The sequence below is a fragment of the Streptomyces sp. NBC_00252 genome, from assembly GCF_036187565.1.
Classification (GTDB): domain Bacteria; phylum Actinomycetota; class Actinomycetes; order Streptomycetales; family Streptomycetaceae; genus Streptomyces.
In genome coordinates this window covers 3,512,747-3,535,214 of record NZ_CP108087.1, presented here as the reverse complement: position 1 = coordinate 3,535,214, position 22,468 = coordinate 3,512,747, and the positions used below count along the sequence as shown (strand labels likewise).

Here is a 22,468-nt window from a genome sequence, read left to right as displayed (position 1 = left end):
GGCCGGAGTACCCGCACGACAATACATCGGACACCGAAGCATTCGGAATCGGTGCGGGCGGAGCGTCCACACGGCGGACGCCGGGCTGTACCCGGGCGTGGTCCGACTACTCTTGGCGCATGTCTGCGCAGCCCGACTCCGAGGTCTCTCCGCCCCGTTCCGCCGGACAGGCTCCGGACGCACGCCTGCTCACCGAGGCCGTCACCCGGCTGCGCCGCGCACTGAGGGCCTCGATCCGCACCGACTACCCGTGGGAGACCCTCCCCATGGCCCAGGTCGAACTGCTGCAGGTGCTCGGTGAACACTCCCCGGCCCGCGTCAGCGACCTCGCCTCCCGTCAGCGTCTGGCCCCCAGTACTGTCAGCGGGCTGATCGGACAGATGATCACTGCGGGGCTGGTCGCGCGTGACGTCGATCCGGCCGACCGCCGCGCTTCCGTGGTCACCCTCACCGACGCCGGTCGCGAACAGCTCGCCGCCTGGACCGCCGCCCACGAGCGCCGCATGGACGCCGCGCTCGCCGCCCTCGACGACGCCGAGCGCCGGGCGATCTCGGGCGCACTGCCGGCCCTCTTCCGGCTCGCCGAGAACCTTGGCGAGCCGGCCGACGGCCTTGGAGGCGACGCGCTGCAGTAGGCGCGCCGCGGAGCAGCCGAGTACCTGTACTGAGGGCGGCGCGTGGTGGCCTCCGCGCGGTGCGCACTGAGGATCGGCGCACACCCTGCCTCGGCACCCTCCTGGTCCCGCGCGCGTTGGCCGGCCTGGGGGGCCTGCGCGGGGGTTCACGGTCCAGGAGGTGTGCCGTTCCCGCGATCGACTGCCCGACCGCTCCGGACTTCAGCAGCCCTTTCAGTGCTGCTGCCTCTCCGCGTGCTTTGTGTCCCGCACCGACGACAGCCGGCCCCCGCGCCGGCCGCACGGCATGTCCGACCGGCCCAATCCGGGTGCCTTCGGGTATCGGAGGGGCGTCCGTCCCGGTGGAAGCACCGCTTGCCCGACCGGATGTCACCGTGCGGTGAGCAGGTCCCATACGACGTAGCCGGCGGAGCCGACGCCCGAACTGCCGCCCTCCACGAGGGAGGCGACGGCGAGGTCGTCGTTGTAGGCGGTGAGCCAGCCGTTGGTGCCGTCGCCCTCTTCCGCGGTGCCGGTCTTCGCGCCCACTCCGGAAAGGGTGCCCAGGCGGGCGCTCGCGGTACCGCTCGTGGCCACCGCGCGCATCATGCGCTGGAGGTAGCCGGCGGTGGTGGGCGACAGCGGGTGGGGCGCCGGGGTCTGCGGCTGGTCGGGCAGGATGACCGGCTGGTGGAAGGCGCCGTCGCGGACCGTGGCCGCCACCGAGGCCAGCACCAGCGGGCTGGCCGTGACCTGGCCCTGGCCGATGAACTGGGCCGCCTTGTCCCCGCCCGACGGGGTTGCAGGGACGGACGGGTCGGTGGTCTGCACGCCCCCGCCGATCGACCAGCTGCCGAAACCGAACATGTCGTGGGCCTCGTCGTGCAGGTCGGCGGCGTCGTCACCGCCGTGGACGAGGTGGTCGAAACCCTCCTTGACGAAGGCGGTGTTGCAGGACTCGGCGAACGCCTGCAGGAGCGTGGCGTCCGGGTTGGCCGGCACGTCCGCCTCGTTGTGGAACACCTGGCCGGACGCGGCCTGCGTCTTGAGGCAGGGGGCCGTGCTGTCGGGCGTCATGCCCGCCCGGTCGAACAGCGCCGCCGACGTGATGATCTTCATGGTGGAGCCGGGCGCCTTGGCCGCGTTGATCGCGATGTCGCCGTCCGGCCCGTCGTAGGCGACGGCACGGATATGGCCGTTGTGGCGGTCGAGCGCGACCACCCCGGCCGGCTTGCCACCCACCTGCCGGTCGTGCACCGCCTTTTCGGCCGCCGCCTGCAGCCCGGCGTCGATGGTGGTGCGTACGGACACGGCCGTCGGCTCCTTGAAGACCTTCAGGGTGGCGACGCTGGCCCCGGCGGTGTTCACCACCGTCACTCCGCTGCCGTCCCTGCCCTTCTCGGTGGCCGCCGCGTGCGCTCCGATGGTGGACACGATGGCCGCGAGAGAGGGGAACCGCTCACCCGTCAGCCGCGTCTTGCCGTCCCGCGCGAGGACCCGTACCTGCGAAGCCGGTGGCGCGAGGGAGCCCAGGCGCAGGCTCTGGCCGGCGCCGAGCTGGGGGTGGAGGACCGAGGGCGACCAGCGCACCGCCTGCTGCCCGGCGGCGTCCTGCACCACGTCGAGCACCCCGGGATACGACCACGTACCCGCCGCGAGCCGGGCCGTGGCCGTGAAGGTCACCCGCACCGCGTTGCGGCGCCGCGGGTCTGTTCCGGTCGTGGCGACGTCGCTGAAAGCAAGTGAGCGCAGCTTCACGCCCGCGCGGTAGGCGTCCAGTGCCTGCCGCGCGTCCTTCGGCGCGTCCGTCTCGCCAGCCGCTGCCGTGTAGTGGGCGGGGCCCGCCGCCCAGTCCTTCAGGAAGCCACGCGCGAACGTCCCGGCCTTCGCCGTAGGCGGTGGTGTGCTCGACTCCGCCGCGGGAGTCACGGTTCTGCGCCTCCCGGCCGACGGCCGGGTCTGGCCGTGCGCGATGTCGTAGGCGCCGAAGCCTCCCAGGCCCAGCGCGACCGCGCAGGCCCCGATGATGCCGGTCTTCGCCGCCCTGTTCACTGTCAGCCCCCGGGGGGGCACCAGTTCGGTCAGCTTTCCGGTGCTTCATGCGCGACCGCCCCGGCCGGGTCGAGCCGCACCGCGCGAGGCGTGTGGAAGGCGGGGGACATGACGGTCCCCATCGGGCGTGCTGCTCGGGGCCGGTGCCGGTGCGACGGGACCAGGGGGGTTGGCGTCGAAGACGTAGCCGTACCCGCGCACGGTGCGCAGCCGGGTCCGCAGGTCGGGGTCGGCGGCGGCCAGGTGTTCGCGGACGCGTTTGATGTGGACGTCGAGGGTTTTGGTGCCGTCGGGATGGCCGGGTTCCCAGCACTCGTCGAGGAGTTGGCGGCGGGTCAGCACGAGGCCGGCGTTGTCCATGAGCATGGCCAGCAGCTGGAATTCCTTCATCGGGATGTGGGTGACCTGGCCGGCGATGCGCAGTTGCTTGCCGTCCAGGTCGAGTTCCACCGGGCCCACGGTGAGCAGGCGCAGCCGGCCCTGGGTGCTCGGGGGGACGACCACGTAGTCGCCCCGGTCGGCCGGGGCGGTGGGGGCGGTGGGGGTGTGGCGGGGCGGGGTCATGGGAGCCTCCTGTGTCGGTTCGGCGGGAGGGGGGCGGTCTCAGACGCGACCGGGTTGCTTCCACCGGGCGATCAGGCGAGCGACGAGGTTGAGCAGCATGATGATCAGGATGAGGGTCAGCGCACCGGCCCAGGCCCGGTCGACGGCGGGTGCGTAGGGCTGGGTGGCCTCGTTGTAGATGAAGGCGGGCAGCGAGCCCTGGGCGCCGCTGAAGGGGTTGAAGTTGATCGAGGAGGTGAAGCCGACCACCAGGAGTACGGGGGCGGTTTCACCCATGACGCGGGCGACGCCGAGCATGATGCCGGTGACCATCCCGGGAAGCGCGGTGGGCAGGACGACCCGCGCGATGGTCCGCCAGCGGGGCGCACCGAGGGCGTAGGCGGCCTCGCGCAGGGCATCGGGAACGAGTTTGATCATCTCCTCGCAGGAGCGGATCACCATCGGCAGCATCAGGATGACCAGGGCGAGGGAGCCGGCGAAGCCGGAGTCCTGGAAGCCGAAGGCCAGGATCCACACCGACAGGATGAACAGGCCGGCCACGATCGAGGGCAGGCCCATCATGACGTCCACGACGAACGTGACCATCCGGGCCAGCGCCCCGCGCCCGTACTCGACGAGATAGATCGCGACGAGCACCCCGAGCGGCACGGCGATCAGCGTGGCGATCCCCGCCTGTTCCAGGGTGCCCAGGATGGCGTGGTAGGCGCCCCCGCCCTGGTCGGACTCGGCGATGTTGCGCATGGAGTTGTTCAGGAACACGCTGTCGAAGCGCTTGGCCCCGTGCCCGACCACCAGCCACAGAATGGAGGCCAGGGGCAGCACCGCGGCGGCGAAGGCGGCTGCGGCCAGGCCCTGGGCGGCCCGGTCGCGTATCCGACGTCCCAGACTGGTGCCCGCCATGGGCACGCGCGGTCCGCTCGGACCGTCCAGCGGGTGCGGGGTGGTGCGGGGTGCGGCGTCCAGCAGGTGGTGCGGTTGCCCGGCGGGCGCGTCGGCCGGGGGAGTCGGGGCCTGCGGTGCGGCGGCGGGGGTCTGTGAACGCTGGTCGAGGGTGCCGCGGCGGGCTATCCACCGGGCGAGGTAGTTCATCAGCAGCGTCATGACGAACAGCACCAGGCCCGAGGCGATCAGGGCACCGCGCCCGACCCCGAAAGCGTTCTTGAACTGGATGGCGATGTTGGCGGCGATGGTGTTGCCACCGGGATTCAGGAAGTGCGTGAAGAAGGTCTGTGTCTGCGAGAGCACCATGGCCACCGCGATGGTCTCGCCCAGAGCCCGGCCGAAGCCGAGGACGACCGCGCTGATCACGCCGGAGCGTGAGTAGGGCAGCACGGCCAGGCGGATCATCTCCCAGCGTGTGGCCCCCAGCGCGTACGCGGCCTCCTGGGTTTCGTGCGGGGTCTGGAGGAAGACCTCGCGGGACAGCGCCGCGATGATCGGAAGGATCATGATGGCCAGGACGATGCCGGCGGCGAACACCGAACGCGGCGCGGGCGAGCCGTCGTAGGAGAAGACCGGGATCCAGCCCAGGACCGCGTCGACGAACTTGGAGATGCCGCCCATGTGGGGCACGAGGAAGATGATCCCCCACAGGCCGTAGACCACCGACGGCACCGCGGCCAGCAGGTCGACGATGTAGCCCAGCGCCTGGGCCAGGCGACGCGGCGCGTACTGGGTGATGAACATCGCGGCCCCGATGGCGACCGGCGCGCCGATGACCAGGCCGAACAGCGACGTGACCAGGGTGCCCCAGGCGACCAGGGCCACACCCCACACCGAGGGGTCCTCGTCCGGATTCCATTCGAACGCGGTGAGGAAGTCGGCGTGGTCGACGGTGATGGCGTGCAGGGCCTGGGTCAGCAGGAAGACGGCTATCGCGCCCATCAGCAGCAGCAGGAACACCGCGGCGCCGACAGCGGTACGCCGGAACACCCTGTCACCCCGCCCGGAAGCGCGGCGCCGGCGCCTCAGCAGCCCGGAGGGGGACGTGCCGGGGCTGGGGCGTCCTTGCGCCGTGCCGGCCGGCTCGGCCACGGTCGGCGACTCTCCGCTCATGATTCTCCAGACGGTGCGGGGGTTCTCAAGCAGGAAACGGGGCTGCCGCCGACGGCCTCGGTTCCGGCGGCAGCCGTACAACTGGAGCGTCAGCTCAGGGAGTCGACCGAGGACTGCACCAGCGTCTGGATGTTCTTGGGCAGTTGGACGTAACCGGCCGCCGGCAGCTCGCCCTGCGCGGTGTCACCGGCGCCGTACTTCAAGAAGCCCTTGATCAGGGGCAGTTGGGAGGACTTGTTGCCCTTGGCGCACGCGATCTCGTAGGTCACCAGGACCGCGGGGTAGGCGCTGGGGTCGGAGTAGCCGTAGTCGAAGGCCAGTTGCAGGTCCGAGCCGTTGCGCTGGGTCTTGGCCTTCGCGATGAACGCCGAGGCGTTCTGCGTGGTGGCCTCGACGAACTGGCCCTTGGCGTTGCCGACCTTCGCCGTGGGCAGACCGTTGGCCTGGGCGTAGGAGATCTCCGCGTAGCCGATGCCGCCGGCCGTGGTCTTGACCGCCTGGGCGACACCGGAGCTGCCGTTCTGCCCCTGGCCGCCGCTGCCCGGCCACTGCTTGTTCGCCTTCGCGGGGAAGTCGGCGGCGTCGGTCTGGTTCAGGAAGTTGGAGAAGTTGTAGGAGGTACCGGACTTGTCCGCCCGGTGGAACGTGGTGATCTTCGTCCCCGGCAGGCTCACACCCGGGTTGTCCTTCTTGATCGCCTGGTCGTTCCACGTCGTGATCTTGCCGTTGAAGATCTTCGCGAGCGTCTGCGCGGACAGGTTCAGCGGGGAGCTGACGCCGGAGACGTTGTACATCACGGCGATCGCGCCCGGCACGAGCGGGATGTTGATGGCCTTGTTGCCCGAGCCGCACCGCGCGTCCGCCTTGGGCTGGTCGTCGGCGCTCAGCGGGAAGTCGGAACCGGCGAAGTCCACCTGGTTCTGCTCGAAGGCGGTCACGCCGGCACCGGAGCCGCTGGGGTTGTAGTTGATCGTCGACCCGGAGCAGGCGGCCTGGTAGTCCTTCGTCCACTTCGAGATCGCGTTGGCCTGGGCACTGGAACCGGCCAGCGTCAGCGTGCCCGAGCCGCACGAGACGCCGGAGGCCGACGATCCGCCCGCGCCGGCGGAGGCCGAGGACGACGAGCCTGAGTTGTTGTTGTCGTTTCCGCACGCCGAGAGCGTGGCCGTCGCGAGCAGACCGACACCCGCCACAAGCGCAAACCGCTGGAGCTTCACCGCAACTGTCCTTTCCTGGGCAAACCGGTCCCCCTGAGGGCAGGTCCCGCCGCCGGATTCATGGGCCTGTCGTGTGCAGGCAGCCGTGAACGTAGGAGCGCAGGGTGAAACGCAGGGCGAACGAACGTGAACGAGCGATGTACCGACGGCAAAGCTATTCGGTTACCGATATATTTGGCTAGCGATATGTTCTGACGGCTACATGTTCGGTGTCCGTATCAATGTCGTTGAGGGCACGACAGACACGCCCGTGCCATGACCGCCGGCCCCCTGCCTTCGGAGAACCAGGAGCTACACCCGCAATGACGATCCACGCCACAGCGCTGCGTGCCGCGGCTTACCGTGGCCGCCTTCGCTGGTGGTCCGAACTGCCGCTCATAGCCGTCGTCTACACCGTGTACTCCGGGGCGCTTCTACTGGTCAGCGACTCAGCGCACCTTCGGTGCGCGCCGGGGGCGTGGTAAATGCCGTGGCGCGCGCCGGAGATGCTTCTGTCTGCCCTGACGTGGGCTGATGTCGGTCCGGGACGCTGGAGGGGTTCGTTCCGGCCGAAACCGATGCCTCTGTGATGCCGGTGAGCTCGCAGGTCAGCGTGGTACTGGGGACCGTCCACGGGAACCGTGGAGTGTTGCTGTGAAGCACGTGCGTCAGAATTCCTGATCCACCCTGGTCCTCCCGGAACGGCGTACGACGGGTCCGTCCGCCAGGGAGGGAGCAAGGCCGTGGACGTGCTGCACGAACGCTGCGCCGGCCTCGACATCAGCAAGAAGGACGCCAAGGTCTGCATCCGCACCCCGAGTTCGAAGCGGCGGGGGTCCTTCACGACCGAGACCACGACGTGGGGATCGACGACGAACGCGATCCTGGATCTGCGGGACCATCTGCTTGCCGCACGGGTGACGCTGGTGGTGATCGAGGCGACCTCGGACTACTGGAAGCCGTTCTACTACGTGCTGTCCGAGGGCCTGAACGTGATCCTGGTCAACGCCCGGCAGGTCAAGAACCTGCCCGGCCGCAAGACGGACGTCTCCGACGCGGCCTGGCTGGCCCAGCTCGGCGCCCACGGCCTGGTCAGGCCCTCCTTCGTGCCGCCCGAGCCGGTGCGCGAACTACGGGACCTCACCCGGGCCCGGACCACCGCCACCCGTGAACGAAGCCGTGTGGTCCAGCGGCTGGAGAAACTGCTGGAGGACACCGGCATCAAACTCTCCGCGGTCGCCTCCGACATCATGGGCGTCTCCGGCCGGGCCATGCTCGAAGCCCTCATCCGCGGCGAAGGCGACCCCCAGACCCTCGCGGACCTGGCCAAACGCAGGCTCCGCAACAAGATCCCTGAACTCACCGAGGCCCTGACCGGACGCTTCCGCGAACACCACGCGTTCCTGACCCGCCTCCACCTGGACCAGTACGACCAGCTCACCACGATGATCGACCAGCTCAGCGGACGCATCGAAGAGGCGATGGCCCCCTTTCGTGGCGCCCTCGACCTGCTCGACACCATCCCCGGCATCAACCAGGCCGTCGCCGAAGTGATCATCGCGGAGACCGGCGGCGACATGAACCGGTTCGCGACGGCCAAGCACCTCGCTTCCTGGGCCGGAGTCTGCCCCGGCCACCACGAATCCGCCGGACGCACCAAGAACACGAAGGTCCGCCCCGGCAACCCCTACCTCAAAGGCGCCCTCGGCCTCGCCGCGTTCGGCGCGGTCAGAACGAAGGACACCTACCTCGCCGCCCGCTATAAACGGCTGACCGCACGCCGCGGCCCGCTCAGGGCACTGGTCGCCGTCGAGCACTCGATCATCACCGCGATCTGGCACATGCTGAGCGATCACGTCGGCTACCAGGAACTCGGCGGCACCTACTTCACCCAACGTGATCCCGAACGGGCCACCCGCCGCGCGATCACCGCACTCAACCAGCTCGGATACACCGTCACCCTCAACCCGCGGGAGACCGCAGTCTGACCGGCAGTCCCGGACACCCGGCGACCTTTTACGGCCACCGGGCACTCAGCCCTACCCACACCCACCCTGACCTGCTGCTATTTACGCGTCAGGGGCAGGATGGGGCGTCGTCGGGTCCAGTGTGCTCGGCACCTTAGAGGGGCCGGCGGCGTTGCGTTCCGGTGCTGCGGGCGTCGTCTGAGTACTCGCCCTGGCTGCCTGGTCGGTCCCAGGCGGGAGATCGCTCCCTGGGCAGCGGGCCACTTCCGGCTCGGCCGTCTGATCGGCGCCGGTGTACTCGCCGGGCTCCTGCCGGTTCTGGCTTCCTCGCGGTGCCACGCTTCTACTGGATGCCCGCGCCACACACGTCGCGTCCGTACTCTTCCCGTTCCTGAAGCAGGCCGGTCGCCGGGACCTTGGCTCTGGAGCGCACACGAAGGCCACTGAAGGCGAAGGCGGCGCAGCCACTGCGGACAAGGCTGCCGCTTGCAGCGGGCGCCCGGGTCCAAGGGGCGCATCTGCTCAGGACGAGTTGAGCCAGAACATCCAGACGGTGGCCAGGGGCCGGATGAACGTCACTGACGTATGAGCGGGTTCTTGGCCACGGGCATGGCAGACTCGGAACACGACAGCCTTTACACCGCCGTAGAAGTTCCAAGCGGCGGTATGTGACGAGTGAGGGAATGACGGACGCCATGGACGGCGACACACACGGGCGGGGTCCCAAGCTGCCCAATGGTGCGCGGGAGGCCGAGATCCTCGCGTTGCTGCAGCGGGCCGGCGGCGCGCTGACCCCTGGCGAAGTCACGGAACGCCTCGGCGGCGAGCTGACCTACAGCACGGTGGTGACCATCCTCACCCGTATGCACACCAAGCAGCTGCTCGTCCGCACCCGGCGCGGCCGGGCCTACGCCTACGCACCCGCCACCGACGACGCCGGGTTCGCCGCTCGCCGGATGCGCACGGTCCTGGAGGAGCGGCCCGATCGCGAGGCCGTGCTGGCCCGTTTCGCCGACGGCCTGTCCGACGCGGACGCCGACCTGCTGCGTCAGCTGCTCGGCCCTGACGCCGAGCGCTGAGCCGCCGACCGCCACCCCCTCGAAGAGGCCCCGGATGCGCATCCTCGTCTACCTCCCGCTGCTGCTGCCGCTGCTTGCCCCGCTGGGCGCCCGGCAGCTGTCGGAGCGCTGCGAGCCGCGCCTGGCGACCTGGCTGCTCACCGTCTCCTCGCTGGTCCTGGGCGTGGCAAGCACGGTCTCGCTGGGCCTGCTGGCCGTCACCGGGCTGACTCGCGTCCCGCTGCTCGCTGGACTCGGCCACTGGTCGGTAGACACCGCCCGGCGCGACGACCCCACCGAACTGTCCGTCGCCCTGCTGGCCGGACTGCTGCTCGGCGGCGCCCTCGTCATGGCCGCCCGTACGCTCTGGCGCCGTACGCGGTCCCTGGTCTCCGCCGCGCTGGACGCCGCCTGCATGCCGGCGCGGGACGGACTGGTCGTCGTCGACGATCCGGCGCCGGACGCGTTCGCGCTGCCGGGGCTGCCCGGCCGGGTGGTGGTCTCCACCGGCATGCTGCGCACGCTGGACGAGGCCGAGCACCTCATCCTGCTCGCCCACGAGCGCGCCCATCTGGCCGCGCACCACTACGCTTTCGTCGCCTTCGCCCAACTCGGTGCCGCCGCCAACCCGTTGCTGCGCCCGCTGGCCACCGCGGTCACGTACACGACCGAGCGCTGGGCCGACGAGAACGCGGCCGGCGCCACCGGCGACCGCGCCCGCGTCGCTCGCGCGGTCGGCAAGGCCGCCCTCGCCGCCCGCGACGTCCCCGGCCGCTCGCGTCTTCCGGGCGCCGCGCTCGGTATCCTCGGCCGCCGTCGCAGTCCCCTCGCCGGCGCCGGTCCTGTGCCCCGCCGGGTGGCAGCTCTGCTCGAGCCGCCCCTTGGCCGTCACCCCGGGCTCATGGTCGCCACTGCCGCGGTTCTCCTCGTCGCAGCCTGGTCCAGCACCGAAGCCGCCCACGATCTCCACAGGCTGCTGGAGACGATGGGCGTGAGGTGAGCGCCGCTTTCGCACGGCGTATGGCGCCAACAGGCGTGCACCTGAAGCAAGCCTCCGCATCAAGGTCTGCCGCCGACCAGGAACTTTTACGCGCGTGTAGATGTTAAGGTGCTGTTCTCCCTGCCGCATCTTCGCGTTACCGCGGCCTCCGCCTGCCTGAAAGCACCGCCTTGATGACCCATCGCACCACGGCACAACTCGCCTTCGACGGCTCCCGCATCGACGGCTCGCTCTTCACTTCGGTCACCGACTTCGCGCGTGACACCCCCTGGCTCAACACCGCCATCGCGCTGGCGACCAACCTCGGCCTGGGCGTCTTCGCCGTGCTGATGGTGATGGGCTGGTGGAGGGCCCGCCGACGCGACGACTCCGCCATGGCGCTGGCCCTGGCCGCCCCGGTGGGCGTCGTGGCCGCCTTCGCCGTCGCCGAGGTGATCAAGAAGCTGGTCGCGGAGGGCCGCCCCTGCCGCGCTCTCCCCCGCGACTTCTACGTCAACAGCTGTCCGGCCCCCAGCGACTACGCGTTCCCGAGCGGCCACACCACTGTCGCCGCCGCCACCACGGCGGCGCTCTTCCTGCTCGACCGCAGGCTGGCCGCCATCGCCGCCGTGTGCACGCTCCTGGAGGGTTTCACCCGCGTCTACGTCGGCGACCACTACCCGCACGACGTCCTCGGCTCCATCGTCATCGCCCCGCCCGTCGCCCTCGTCGCCGGCCTGGTGGTGCGGGGCGTGATCCGTCCCGTGGTGTCCCGTCTGCGTGCGGGTGGCGTGCTCCAGCCCCTCCTGAGGGCCGACACGGCCGGTGAGGCGGTTCGCTGAGGTCCTGGCGCGCGGTCACGGTCCGTCTTTCTTCGGCGGCTGATGTCCCCCTGCTGAACGGGCCTTGGGCGGGAGGGGCGGTGAACGCTACGGGTCGGCGAGATGAACAGCTCTCGCCGTTCCTTACGGCTTTCGTCAACTTTTACACGTGTGTAGTAGATTTGCCTGGCCGGGCTCGCTGCGAGCGTCGCCCGAGCCCTGTCCTGGAGTGGGTTCCGAGTCGAAGGTCGCCCATGTCCGCCCTGAGCTACACAGATGCAGTCGGCGTCGGGTATCAGGATGCTGTGCCCGAGGCTGGAGACCGGGAACAGCTCGGGCAACGAGCTTGTCGGCCTCCACCTGGCCACGGCGCTGGCGCTGGTGGTCTACTTCTGGCAGGACTGGATCCGGGTGATCCGCGGAGTGTCCACGTCGATCACACAGCGGCGCATCCAGACCGTGGACAGAGGCTCGCCTGGCTGATCATCATGGCCACCATCCCGGTGGGCGTCGCCGGCATCGCGCTGGACAAGCTGTTCCGCACCACGCTCGGACGGCCCGTGCCGACCGCGATCTTCCTGGCCCTCAACGGCATCGTGCTCTTCGTCACCGAGCAGTTGCGGCGCGGCGGGACGGGGCGCAGGCGCGCGGGGGACTCCACGGCGGCAGGGGAGGAGGGCCTGAGTCCGGGCGAACTGTCGGACCAGCGGATCACGCGGATGACCATGCGGCAGGCCATGGCGATCGGCGCCGCCCCGATCCTCGCCCTGCTCCCCGGGATCAGCCGCTCGGGCTCCACCATCAGCGCGGGAATCTTCCGCGGCCTGAACCACGAGGACTCCGCCCGCTTCGCCTTCCTGCTCGCCACCCCGGTGATCGGCGGAGCGGCGCTGCTCAAGCTGCCCCCGCTGCTGGGAGCCGAAGGCAACGGTCTGCGCGGCCCGCTGCTGGCGGGCAGCATCGCCGCTTTCGTCGCGGCGTATCTCGCCACCCGCTACCTGGTCAGGTACTTCGAGAACCGCACCCTCGTCCCGTTCGCCGTCTACTGCACCTTGGCAGGTCTCGGCAGCCTGGCCTACCTCACCATCGGCTGACCGCACGATCCGGGCGACGGCGTCGCAGGGCAGGGCGACATTGGCGGAGCGCCGCCGACACACCCGCCATTGGTTGTGGCCGGGGTTCTGCGAAGGTATCGACCCGATTAGGGCGAACTAGCTGAAACGGTACGGCCATCGTGATTCGCTGACAGGACGGGCAACCGGGCGGCCGCCGGCCGGCGCGAGCACCCCACTCGTCATTCACACCGGACCGCGCTCATTGATCACGACTGAAGACAAGCCCTAATGGTGGCGCTTGTCATCATTGGTCGGCCTCGAACCCTGACCGCATCGGCACTGGGCTACTGGTTCGTGGCTGGGGCGTTCGTCGGCGCGGCGCGGGCGGCCAGGATGCCCGCGCCGGCCGCCGCCCCGATGGTCACCAGCGCTGCGAGCATCAGTGCGGCGGCTTCGCCGGGCTTGAGCACGTGCAGTTGAGAGCCGAGTGCCGCGGCGGCCACGGGCACGCCCAGTTGCGCCGCGGAGAGCGTGCCGAGCGAGGTGGGCTGGCCGGTCAGTCGCATCGCGGCGTGGACGGCAACCGCGGCAGTCCCCAGTAGCAGCCCGAGCAGGATGAACGAGGGGTGCCGGCCGAGCTGGCGCAGGTCGAGTGAGGCACCGAGCCACAGGAAAAACAGCGGACCGAAGAACCCTTCCGTTACCGCGAAGAGTTGGCGGGCCAGTCGCCGCGGTTCTCCGATGGCCGCCACCACGAGCCCGAAACAGAACCCGGCCAGCATGATCGAGACGTGCGTGCGCACCGCCACAGCCGCGAGAGCGAAGACGATCGTCAGGCTGATTCGCAGTTCAAGGGCCCACTTGCGATTTTGGGACAGGCGGTGCAGGCGCCGCCGACTTCCTGTCCGCTCGAAGTGACGCAGGACCACGAAGCAGACGGCCGCACAGGCCGTCAGGGCCAGCGCCCCCAGCGCCGCGCGCCCGGCCCGCTGCGTCTCGATGACCAGGGGCAGCGCCACGATGCAGGCGGTGTCCGAGAGCGCCACCTGCGGCAGCAGCTCCAGCACCGGCGTGCCCTGCAGCCGCAGCGAGTCGATCATCGGCAGGATCAACGCGGCCGACGACGAGGCCAGCAGCACCGTGTACAAGGCGGCATGCCCGGTACCGAACAGCGCGGCGATCCCGAGGGCGAGCGGCACGGCCAGCACAGCCGCGAAGAGTGCGCGAAGGGCCCCGATCCGCAATCCGGCACGCATACCGGGATCCCGGACTGGGACGTGCGACCCGGCGACGAACATCACCAGCGCGAAGCCGATGTCCGCGAGAAAGGCGAACGTCCCGTTGCCGGGCCGCAGATAGCCGACGCTGCTCGGCCCGAGGACCACCCCTGCGGTCAGCTCTCCGACCACGACGGGCACGTGCCAGCGCTGCGGCAGCGCAAGCAGCGGGCCAACCAGCGCCGCCAGCGAGATCATCGCCAACGTCGCAAAATCCACATCGCACCTCTGACACGTCGGCCGACGGACCCCGGCCAGCCTGCCGCGTCCGGTCAGTATCGTCCCCCCAGCGGCAGGGGATTCCTGTCCCGACGCACGCGGCCTGCTGCCGTCAGACGGATCACGATTGGGCGGGGGCGGGAGTGACCCCTCTGGATTCCGAAAGACAATGGCGTGACTCTGACACGAAAGGTTGAGTGAGTGTGCTGGTCGGGCCGTTGCCTTAGCCTCGCCGTTTCGTTTGGGTATGTCGGCTTTTGGGGCGGAAACGCGAAAGTGCCTTCCTGACCTGGGACGATGGACCTTGCTGAGGGGTTCTGTCGGTCCAGGCGGAGGGCACTTTCTACGTGCAGAGTATCGGGTTGCGTCCCAAGATCCGGGTCAGTGCAGATGGTTCGGGGGTGGTCGGTCATGCTGGGGCACGGTTACTGGCTGATCTTGCTGATGCCATCGGGCTCACTGCCGCGTACTCCACCGCACTCAGGTCGCTTCGGCCGCGCGGGACTGGGCATGATCCGGGCCGGATCGCCACCGATCTGGCGGTGATGCTCGCCAATGGCGGCGAGGCCATCGCAGATCTGGCCGTACTGCGGGACCAGGCAGCGGTGTTCGGCCCCGTCGCCTCGACACCGACGGCCTGGCGGCTACTGGCCGACGTTGACGAGCGGGCACTGGCTTCGCTGCGCTCGGCCCGCGCCCAAGCTCGGGAAGTCGCCTGGATGCTGGCCGCCGAACAAGGCGAAGGCATACCCGCAGTCCGGGCCGCGGGACACATGCTGCCCGGGCTGGTCCTGGACCTCGACGCCACGCTGATCACCTGCCATTCCGAGAAAGATCAGTCCGCACCCACCTACAAAGGCGGCTTCGGGTTCCACCCGCTGCTGTGCTTCCTGGCCAACACCGGCGAGGCACTGTCGGGCCGGCTGCGTCCCGGAAACGCCGGTGCCAACACCGCGAGCGACCACATCACAGTGTTCGACCAGGCACTCGCGCAGATCCCCGACGCTCAACTGCACGGCACCGACATCCTCGTCCGCACCGACAGTGCCGGATCCGCGAAAGCCTTCCTCGCCCACGTGCGCGACGTGCGGAAACGAGGAATCCGTACCTTCTTCTCGGTCGGATACGCCATCACCGAGCCGGTTCGCCGCGCTGTCCGGGCCATCCCCGACCGCCTCTGGCATCCCGCCCTGGACCAGGACGGGGCCCTGCGTGATGGCGCCGAGGTCGCCGAGCTGACCGGCATGGCCGATCTGGGCGGCTACCCGGCCGGCACCCGCATCATCGTGCGCCGAGAGCGGCCGCACCCCGGTGCCCAGTTGTCCCTGTTCGACCAGGACGAGGGCCTGCGGCATCAGGTGTTCCTCACCGACACCCCGTACTCCGGTGGCGGTTCCGCCCAGTTCCTGGAGGTCCGCCACCGCGGACATGCCACCGTCGAGGACCACATCCGGTGCGGCAAGACCACCGGCTTCGGCCGCTTCCCCTCCCGCCATTTCGGCGTCAACGCCGCCTGGCTCGAACTCAGCCTCGCCGCGATCGACATGCTCGCCTGGACCCGTGTCCTCCTCCTGGACGGGGAGCTGGCCACTGCGGAGCCGAAGAAGCTCCGCTACCGGCTACTGCACGTCGCCGCCCGCCTCACCCGCGGCGGCCGACGCCTCCACCTGCGGATATCGGCGACCTGGCCCTGGCGACACGAACTGGCCACGGCCTTCCACCGCCTCGCCGCACTGCCCCGACCCGCCAGCTGACCGGAAATCCCCCGTCCGCCCACGACCCGAAAGAACCCGGAGAACCCGACCACCGCGTCGGAACTCCGACCTGCCCAAGCACCGAAACCACGTCGGCCACCCCACAATTGGCGATCAGCGACGCCGCCTCAGCCCAACCGAAACGGCGAGGTTAGTAAGCCTCCGCCATCCTGAAAAATCAGGTCAAAGGGGCTGGTGTGACAGTTCTTCGATGTACTCGCACTGATTGTGGGCGGCAGGCTGCGAAGTAGATTGTTGGCCACCTGACACCCAGTCACGCTTCAGGCCGCTTGATTGCACGGCGTTCGTGGGGACCCTGAGGGGAGCCAGCCTCAATGAACGGTGCAGTTCCAGTCTGAAACTGTGGGACCAGGTACGGGTGCGCGGGACGAGGATGGGTCACGTCCGCGGGAGTGGTGTATTGACGGCCACTCGGTGATCTCGTATTTGAGGCTATGCGGTGAGTTCGGTGGGCAGGGCGGTGTCGTCGGTTTCTGACTCGATCGGGTGGAGGCGGGCCTTGGCCAGCAGGTCGAGTCCCATGTAGCGGCGGGCCTCGGTCCATTCGTCGTTCTGCTCGGCCAGCACCGCGCCGACGAGCCGGATCAGGGCGCTGCGGTCGGGGAAGATGCCGACCACGTCGGTGCGACGCCTGATCTCCTTGTTCAGCCGCTCCTGCGGGTTGTTCGACCAGATCTGACGCCAGCTCTCACGCGGGAACGCGGTGAACGCCAGCAGGTCGTGCTGGGCGGTGTCCAAGTGGGCTGCAGCCTTGGGGAACTTGGCCTCCAGGGCGTCCAGGACGTGCTGCATCTGGGCCTTCACGGCGTCGGTGTCGGGCTGTTCGAAGACGGTCCGCAGCAATGTGGCCACCCACGGCTGGGCCGATTTCGGAACCTGGCTTAAAGGCAATGCCGTGACTCTGTTGGTGATCTTGACGGGGTGGTGACGGTGGACGCTGGTGGTGGTTGGCTGGTCGGAGGCGGGGCGGCCTCGGTTTTGGGGCGGTGGACGGTGTCGATGCGTCCGGCAAGTTTCCAGCGGATTCCTCCGATGACGGTCCGCACGGCGTGGGCGGCGTGTCCGAAGGGGACGCCGGTGATGCTGATGAGGGACCGTCTGGATGTGGTGTTCGCCGACGAGGACTTCACTCATCTGTATCCGTCCGATGGGCGACCGGGCTTCTCGCCGGGGCAGTTGGCGCTGGTGTCGGTGCTGCAGTTCGCGGAGAATCTCTCGGACCGGGCGGCGGCGGATGCGGTGCGCACGAGGATCGACTGGAAGTACGGACTTGGCCTTGAACTGGACGATCCGGGCTTCGACCACTCGGTACTCAGTGAGTTCCGGGCCCGGCTGGCCGAGGGCGACCGGGCGGATCAGCTGTTGCAGTTGATGCTGGACCGCCTGGTGGCGGCCGGGCTGCTCAAGGGGCGGGGCCGGCAGCGTACTGATGCCACTCATGTCCTGGCGGCGGTGCGACGGTTGAGTCGGCTGGAGTTGGCGGGTGAGAGCGTGCGGGCTGTGCTGGAGGAGATCGCCGAGGTCGATCCGGACTGGCTGGTGCCGCTGATCGAACCGGAGTGGGCCAAGCGGTACGGCCGGAAGGTCGAGATCGGGAAAGTTGCGGGCGGCAAGGTAGCGGTGCGCGAGCGTGCCGAGGAGTTCGGCTGGGACGGGCAGAAACTCCTCACCGCGGTCTGGGCAGCCGACGCCCCAGGCCGTCTGCGGATGCTGCGGCAGGTGGAGATCCTGCGGCGGGTCTGGGTCCATCAGTACTACTGGGATCGTGAGGGGCAATTGCGCTGGCGGGAGGGCACGGCTCTGCCGCCGGCCTCGCTGCGGTTCGACTCCCCGTATGACACGGACGCGCACTACTGCGTCAAACGCGATGTCCAGTGGAGCGGATACCGGGTTCATGTCACCGAGTCATGTGATCAGGATCTGCCGCACCTGGTGACGCATGTTGCCACCACCATTGCTCCCGTCCAGGACGGGCAGTTGACCGAGAAGATCCACGACGACCTCGCCGCCCGTCGCCTGGCTCCGGCCGAGCACGTCGTGGACACCGCTTACCTTTCACCCGCGCAGATCGAGCGGGCTCAGCGCGTGCACGGCATCACGCTGCTCGGCCCGGTTCTTGCGGACAACAGCCGCCAGGCCAAAGCAGATTCGGGCTTCGACAAGACGGCCTTCGCCATCGACTGGGGCAACGAGCAGGCGATCTGCCCGCGAGGTGCGACGAGTGTGTCCTGGACCGAGCTGCATATCTCCGGCCACACCTATCTTCAGGCCCGGTTCGCCGAAAGGGACTGCCGGCCCTGCCCAGACCGTGCCCGGTGCACCTCCTCGGCCACAGGCTCCCGCTCCATCGCAGTCCTGCCGCAGGCACTGCACGAGATCCAGATGCGCAATCGGCTCGACCAACAGACCGAACAGTGGCAACGCCGGTACGCGATCCGCGCCGGAATCGAGTCCACCCTCTCTCAGAACGTACGAGCTCACGGCCTGCGCAGAAGCCGCTATCGAGGTCTGCCCCGCACTCACGTGCAGCACGTCTTGACCGCCATGGCCTGCAACCTCAGCCGCCTCGCCAACTGGCACGACACCACCTCATCGACCCGCCGCGCATCTCGCTTTCAGACTCTCTGCACCGCAGCAGGACTCACGATCATCTGACCACTGAAGATCACCAACAGAGTCACGGCATTGGGCTTAAAGGGTGTTGCACAAGGCCGTGAACTGGGCATCTCCGGTGTATGGCAGGGGTGTTGAGGGCCGAACGGGTGTGGGTGGAGACATTCACCGGGCTGCAAGTGACGCAGTTCGCGCGTCTGTTGAAAGTGGTGCGGGAGCGGGGCGGTAACGGCACCCTGCGGGGCCGGCCATGGTCGCTGCCGCTGGCCGAGCGGGTGCTGGTGGTCGCGGTGTACTACCGCACCAATCTGACGATGCGGCAGCTGGGCCCGCTGTTCGGTGTCTCCTCCTCCACCGTGTGCCGGGTCATCCAACGACTGGGACCGCTGCTCGCGATCGAGCCCGTCTCCCGCCCGGCCGATGCCCCGGAACGCATGTGGATCGTGGACGGCACGCTGATCCCGCTCCGCGACCGGTCGGTGGCCGCATCCAGCCGCAACTACCGGTTCTCGGCGAACGTGCAGGTGGTCGTGGACGCGGACACGCGGCTGGTGATCGCGGCAGCACGACCGGTGCCGGGCACGACGGCGGACGCCCACGCCTGGCGTGCGTCCGGGCTGAGCCGACACTGTGAGGGCGTGACGGTGCTCGGCGACGGCGCCTACCTCAACTGCGGCATGGCGGTACCGCACCGCAAACGCCCCGGACGGGCTCTGCTCCCGGGCGAGGAGGACGACAACGCCGCCCACCGCAAGGTCCGCGCCCGCGTGGAACACGTCATCGGCCGCCTGAAGAACTACAAGATCCTCCGCGACTGCCGACAGCACGGCGACGGCCTCCATCACGCGGTCCAAGCCGTCGCCCACATGCACAACCTCGCCCTCGCATCATGACCAGAAGACTGTGCTCACCCACTCTGGCCTGCCCGAACACGGCCTTGTGCAACACCCTTTAGCAAATTTCGGGCGTAGTGAAGCCGTCAAGAATCAACCTGTTGCTTCGCGGTCAGCGGCTCGTTGGCCTGGTATGGCGATCACGGAGGAGTTACTGTCCCAACTCGACCACCGTTTCGCGGTGTTGCTGCCGCATCTGAACGAGCGTCAGCGGCGTCTGATGCTGGCGCAGGAGGCGCGACTGCTCGGACACGGCGGGGTACGGGCCGTGGCGAGGCTGACCGGGGCGAGCGAAACCACGGTCCGCAACGGTGTGTTCGAGCTGGAGGCCGGTGAGGATCCGCTGCGGGACGGCTACGTCCGGCGCCCCGGGGGCGGTCGTAAGCCCGCCGAGGAGCAGGATCCGTCCCTGGTTCCGGCGTTGCTGAAGCTGGTGGAGCCGGACGAGCGGGGCGATCCGATGTCGCCACTGCGCTGGACGACCAAGTCCCTGCGCAACCTCGCCGATGAGCTGACCGGGCAAGGGCATCCGGTCTCCGCTCCGACGGTCGGCCGGCTGCTGAAGGGGCAGGGCTTCAGTCTGCAGACCAGTGCCAAGACGTTGGAGGGCAAGCAACACCCCGATCGGGACGCACAGTTCGGCTACATCAATGAACAGGTCAAGGAGCACCAGTCCGGCGGGCAGCCGGTGATCAGCATCGATGCCAAGAAGAAGGAGCAACTGGGTCAGCTGCCGAACCCCGGACGGCAATGGCGCCCCGCAGGCGATCCGGTGCAGGTGGAGGACCACAGCTTCTACTTCATCGGACCCGACGTCGAGGTGGCGATACCCTTCGGCATCTACGATCTGGCCCACGACAGCGGCTGGGTGAACGTCGGCACCGATCACGACACCTCGGTGTTCGCCGTCGAGTCGATCCGCCGCTGGTGGCAGGCCCGTGGCCGGGTGGACTACCCGGATGCCGACCGGTTGCTGATCACCGCGGACTGCGGAGGGTCCAACAGCTACCGCTACCGGCTATGGAAGGCCGAACTCGCCGCGTTCGCCGCCGAGATGGGCCTCGCGGTGAGCGTCTGTCACTTTCCGCCGGGTACTTCGAAATGGAACAAGATCGAGCACCGGCTGTTCTCCCACATCTCCATGAACTGGCGTGGCAGGCCCCTGACCAGCCACGAAGTCGTAGTCAACAGCATCGCCGCGACCCGCACCCGCACCGGCCTTCGCGTTCACGCCGAGTTGGACACCGGGACCTACCCGGTGGGAATCTCCGTCAGCCGCGAGCACCTGCGCTCACTGCCGATCACACCCCATGACCGGCACGGATCCTGGAACTACACGATCGCCCCGGCCGGCGCCACCGGCGACTGCGCGATCAACGCCAGTGATCGCGACCACACCAGGTCGCAGGTGCTGGCAATGCTCGCCGACCCGCGACTGAGCGGCATGACCGCACCCGAACTGGACGCATTGTGCGCCCAGTTGGCTCCCGCGCAGGCCGCCCGGGCCGAACAGCGCAAGTTCCAGCAGCGCGGCGGCCGACGCCTGCAAGCCCCCGGAGCACACGGCAAACCCCTGCTCTCGAACGCCGACCGCATCCTTGTCACGGTGACCTACCTGCGCCGCGTCTGCTCCCAGAAAGTCCTGGTCGACCTGCTCGCCATCAACCCGGTCACCATCGGCCAGGTCATCGGCGAGACCCGCACCCTCATGGACTCGCAGAAGATCACCGTCTCGCAGACCGCGCACTACTTCTCCTGCGCCCAGGAACTGCGCGACTGGGCGCAGGACGGCGCGACCACCAGCCGAATGGATCTCTCCCAGACTCTGTCCCACCCCGCACTCACCGGCATGTCCCGTCCGGACTTCCAGGCGCTGATCGGCCGGATCACCGTGCCCTACCAGGCCGCGCTCGAACAACGCCGGCACCGCAAACGCGGTGGTGATCGACGCCCGGGAACGCGTGATGGTGTCTTCCGCCAAAAGATCACCGACGCCGACCGGATCCTGGCCACGGTCCTTTCCCAGCGAGATCTATGCAACCAGCAGACCCTGGCCGACCTGTTCGGTGTCAGCCGCGGCACCATCCGCAACGCCATCGCGGACGTCCGTCCCCTCCTCGAACAAGACCTGTACGTCCCGATCCCCGCCGAACGACGCTTCGCCACGGCCGCCGACGTACTCGCATCCGTCACAGAAGACAGCGAAACACCAAGTTGAATCCTTACGGCTTCAGTGCGTGCGGCACCGCTGCCAGGAAGCGCCAGGCAGGACCGCGCCGATGGCATCGACGAGGCCGGCGTGGGCGTCGGAGGTCACCAGCTGGACGCCGGACAGGCCGCGGGCGATCAATGAGCGCAGGAAGGCCAGCCAGCCGGCGCCGTCCTCGGCGGTGGCGACGTCGATGCCGAGGATCTCGCGGTGCCCGTCGGCGTTGACGCCGACCGCGATGAGGGCGTGGACGTTGATGATCCGGCCGCCCTCGCGGACCTTCTGGGTCAGGGCATCGACCCAGACGAACGCGTAAGGGCCTTGGTCCAGGGGCCGGTTGCGGAATGCGGCGACCTGTTCGTCCAGGTGCTTGGCCATCGCACTGACCTGGGACTTCGACAGCTGGGTGACGCCGAGGGACTCGGCGAGCTTCTCGACCCGGCGTGTACTCACGCCGAGCAGGTAGGCGGTGGCGACCACCGAGATGAGGGCCTGCTCGGCCCTGCGGCGTCGTTCGAGGAGCCAGTGCGGGAAGTAACTCCCGGACCTGAGCTTGGGGATGGCGAGTTCGACGGTCCCGGTCCTCGTGTCCCACTCGCGTGGGCGATATCCGTTGCGGTGGTTGACGCGTTCGTCGCTGACCTGCCCATATGCGGCATTGCAGAGAGCGTCGGCCTCCGCGGACATGAGTGCGTCGGCGAACGTCTTGACCATCGCGCGCAGCAGATCGGGACTCGCCGAAGCGAGGTTGTCCTCCGCGAGGGCGTGCAGGGGCAGACTGTCGGGTGCGGTCATCGTGCTGATCTCCTTCGAGGCTTCGACACTTCGAAGATCAGCCGGTGGCCGTTCATCTATGCGGGCACCATCCCGATGCCGGAGCAAACCCCCGGATCAGGTCGAACCCGTACACCACTTCTCTGGACGCAACCCGAGGATGGAGGGAGGTTTGCGTCATTGTGTGGCGTTCAGTGCAGGTGATGCGGCCCCGGAACCACCTCACTCCAAAAAACTGCCGAACAGGCGAGCCCGGGCGCGCACCGAAGGCGCGCTAGACTGCTGACCTGTGAAAACGCCGGATAGCCCGGAAAAAGACCCTGCTTCAATTCTCCTGGGTCCTGCTC

General features: G+C 68.9%; 15 protein-coding genes and 5 pseudogenes. 12 read left to right on the top strand and 8 right to left on the bottom strand.

Going from position 1 to position 22,468, the window contains the following annotated elements; all coding sequences use genetic code 11:
• Positions 1–119: 119 nt before the first annotated feature.
• A complete protein-coding gene (locus OHT77_RS15090; RefSeq protein ID WP_328828918.1) occupies positions 120–635 on the top strand; it encodes a MarR family winged helix-turn-helix transcriptional regulator in 516 nt (171 codons plus the stop codon).
• Positions 636–1,004: 369 nt separating this feature from the next.
• Here OHT77_RS15090 and OHT77_RS15085 read toward each other — a convergent pair whose 3' ends face one another.
• The 5 genes and pseudogenes from OHT77_RS15085 to pstS all read right to left on the bottom strand — a co-directional run bounded on the left by OHT77_RS15085 (position 1,005) and on the right by pstS (position 6,502).
• Positions 1,005–2,666, bottom strand: coding sequence for a penicillin-binding transpeptidase domain-containing protein (locus OHT77_RS15085; RefSeq protein ID WP_328828917.1), 1,662 nt, complete (start codon positions 2,664–2,666; stop codon positions 1,005–1,007).
• Between the two features lie 45 nt (positions 2,667–2,711).
• Positions 2,712–3,230: a winged helix-turn-helix domain-containing protein gene (locus OHT77_RS15080; RefSeq protein WP_328828916.1), complete on the bottom strand. Its 519-nt coding sequence runs from the start codon at positions 3,228–3,230 to the stop codon at positions 2,712–2,714.
• Positions 3,231–3,269: 39 nt separating this feature from the next.
• Positions 3,270–4,109, bottom strand: a pseudogene (gene pstA / locus OHT77_RS15075) (phosphate ABC transporter permease PstA); the annotation flags it as partial.
• Positions 4,110–4,298: 189 nt separating this feature from the next.
• Positions 4,299–5,285, bottom strand: a pseudogene (pstC, locus tag OHT77_RS15070) (phosphate ABC transporter permease subunit PstC); the annotation flags it as partial.
• Between the two features lie 89 nt (positions 5,286–5,374).
• Positions 5,375–6,502, bottom strand: a complete 1,128-nt coding sequence (gene pstS / locus OHT77_RS15065) for a phosphate ABC transporter substrate-binding protein PstS (RefSeq protein WP_328828915.1) — start codon at positions 6,500–6,502, stop codon at positions 5,375–5,377.
• Between the two features lie 302 nt (positions 6,503–6,804).
• On the opposite strand from pstS, the pseudogene OHT77_RS15060 reads away from it, so the two are divergent.
• The 7 genes and pseudogenes from OHT77_RS15060 to OHT77_RS15030 form a co-directional block, all read left to right on the top strand.
• Positions 6,805–6,924 (top strand): annotated as a pseudogene (locus OHT77_RS15060) (phosphatase PAP2 family protein); the annotation flags it as partial.
• 300 nt (positions 6,925–7,224) lie between these two features.
• Positions 7,225–8,469, top strand: a complete 1,245-nt coding sequence (locus tag OHT77_RS15055) for an IS110 family transposase (protein WP_328828914.1) — start codon at positions 7,225–7,227, stop codon at positions 8,467–8,469.
• Between the two features lie 674 nt (positions 8,470–9,143).
• Positions 9,144–9,527, top strand: a complete 384-nt coding sequence (locus OHT77_RS15050) for a BlaI/MecI/CopY family transcriptional regulator (RefSeq protein WP_328828912.1) — start codon at positions 9,144–9,146, stop codon at positions 9,525–9,527.
• Between the two features lie 34 nt (positions 9,528–9,561).
• On the top strand, positions 9,562–10,506 hold the full coding sequence (locus OHT77_RS15045) for a M56 family metallopeptidase (protein ID WP_328828911.1): 945 nt from the start codon (positions 9,562–9,564) through the stop codon (positions 10,504–10,506).
• Between the two features lie 173 nt (positions 10,507–10,679).
• A complete protein-coding gene (locus OHT77_RS15040; protein WP_328828910.1) occupies positions 10,680–11,327 on the top strand; it encodes a phosphatase PAP2 family protein in 648 nt (215 codons plus the stop codon).
• Positions 11,328–11,606: 279 nt separating this feature from the next.
• Positions 11,607–11,789 carry a hypothetical protein gene (locus OHT77_RS15035; protein ID WP_328828909.1) on the top strand — a complete coding sequence of 61 codons (183 nt, stop codon included), beginning with the start codon at positions 11,607–11,609 and terminating at the stop codon, positions 11,787–11,789.
• A 5-nt stretch (positions 11,790–11,794) separates the two neighbouring features.
• Entirely contained in the window at positions 11,795–12,400 is a 606-nt protein-coding gene (locus OHT77_RS15030) for an undecaprenyl-diphosphate phosphatase (RefSeq protein ID WP_328828907.1), read from the top strand.
• 305 nt (positions 12,401–12,705) lie between these two features.
• Here the strand turns inward: OHT77_RS15030 and OHT77_RS15025 are convergent, their stop codons facing one another.
• Positions 12,706–13,857: a cation:proton antiporter gene (locus OHT77_RS15025; RefSeq protein WP_328828906.1), complete on the bottom strand. Its 1,152-nt coding sequence runs from the start codon at positions 13,855–13,857 to the stop codon at positions 12,706–12,708.
• 317 nt (positions 13,858–14,174) lie between these two features.
• Here OHT77_RS15025 and OHT77_RS15020 point away from each other — a divergent pair, with 317 nt between their 5' ends.
• Positions 14,175–15,611 (top strand): IS1380 family transposase, encoded by a 1,437-nt coding sequence (locus OHT77_RS15020; protein WP_328834243.1) that lies wholly within the window; start codon positions 14,175–14,177, stop codon positions 15,609–15,611.
• 453 nt (positions 15,612–16,064) lie between these two features.
• On the opposite strand, the pseudogene OHT77_RS15015 reads toward OHT77_RS15020, so the two are convergent.
• Positions 16,065–16,517 (bottom strand): annotated as a pseudogene (locus tag OHT77_RS15015) (transposase); the annotation flags it as partial.
• Between the two features lie 147 nt (positions 16,518–16,664).
• Here OHT77_RS15015 and OHT77_RS15010 point away from each other — a divergent pair.
• From OHT77_RS15010 to OHT77_RS15000, 3 genes are all read left to right on the top strand, one after another.
• Positions 16,665–18,287 (top strand): IS1182 family transposase, encoded by a 1,623-nt coding sequence (locus OHT77_RS15010; RefSeq protein WP_328828905.1) that lies wholly within the window; start codon positions 16,665–16,667, stop codon positions 18,285–18,287.
• Between the two features lie 80 nt (positions 18,288–18,367).
• Entirely contained in the window at positions 18,368–19,138 is a 771-nt protein-coding gene (locus OHT77_RS15005) for a transposase family protein (protein ID WP_328826102.1), read from the top strand.
• A gap of 133 nt (positions 19,139–19,271) precedes the next feature.
• Positions 19,272–21,356 (top strand): ISAzo13 family transposase, encoded by a 2,085-nt coding sequence (locus OHT77_RS15000; protein ID WP_328828904.1) that lies wholly within the window; start codon positions 19,272–19,274, stop codon positions 21,354–21,356.
• A gap of 15 nt (positions 21,357–21,371) precedes the next feature.
• Here the strand turns inward: OHT77_RS15000 and OHT77_RS14995 are convergent.
• Positions 21,372–22,142 (bottom strand): annotated as a pseudogene (locus OHT77_RS14995) (IS256 family transposase); the annotation flags it as partial.
• Positions 22,143–22,468: the final 326 nt, after the last annotated feature.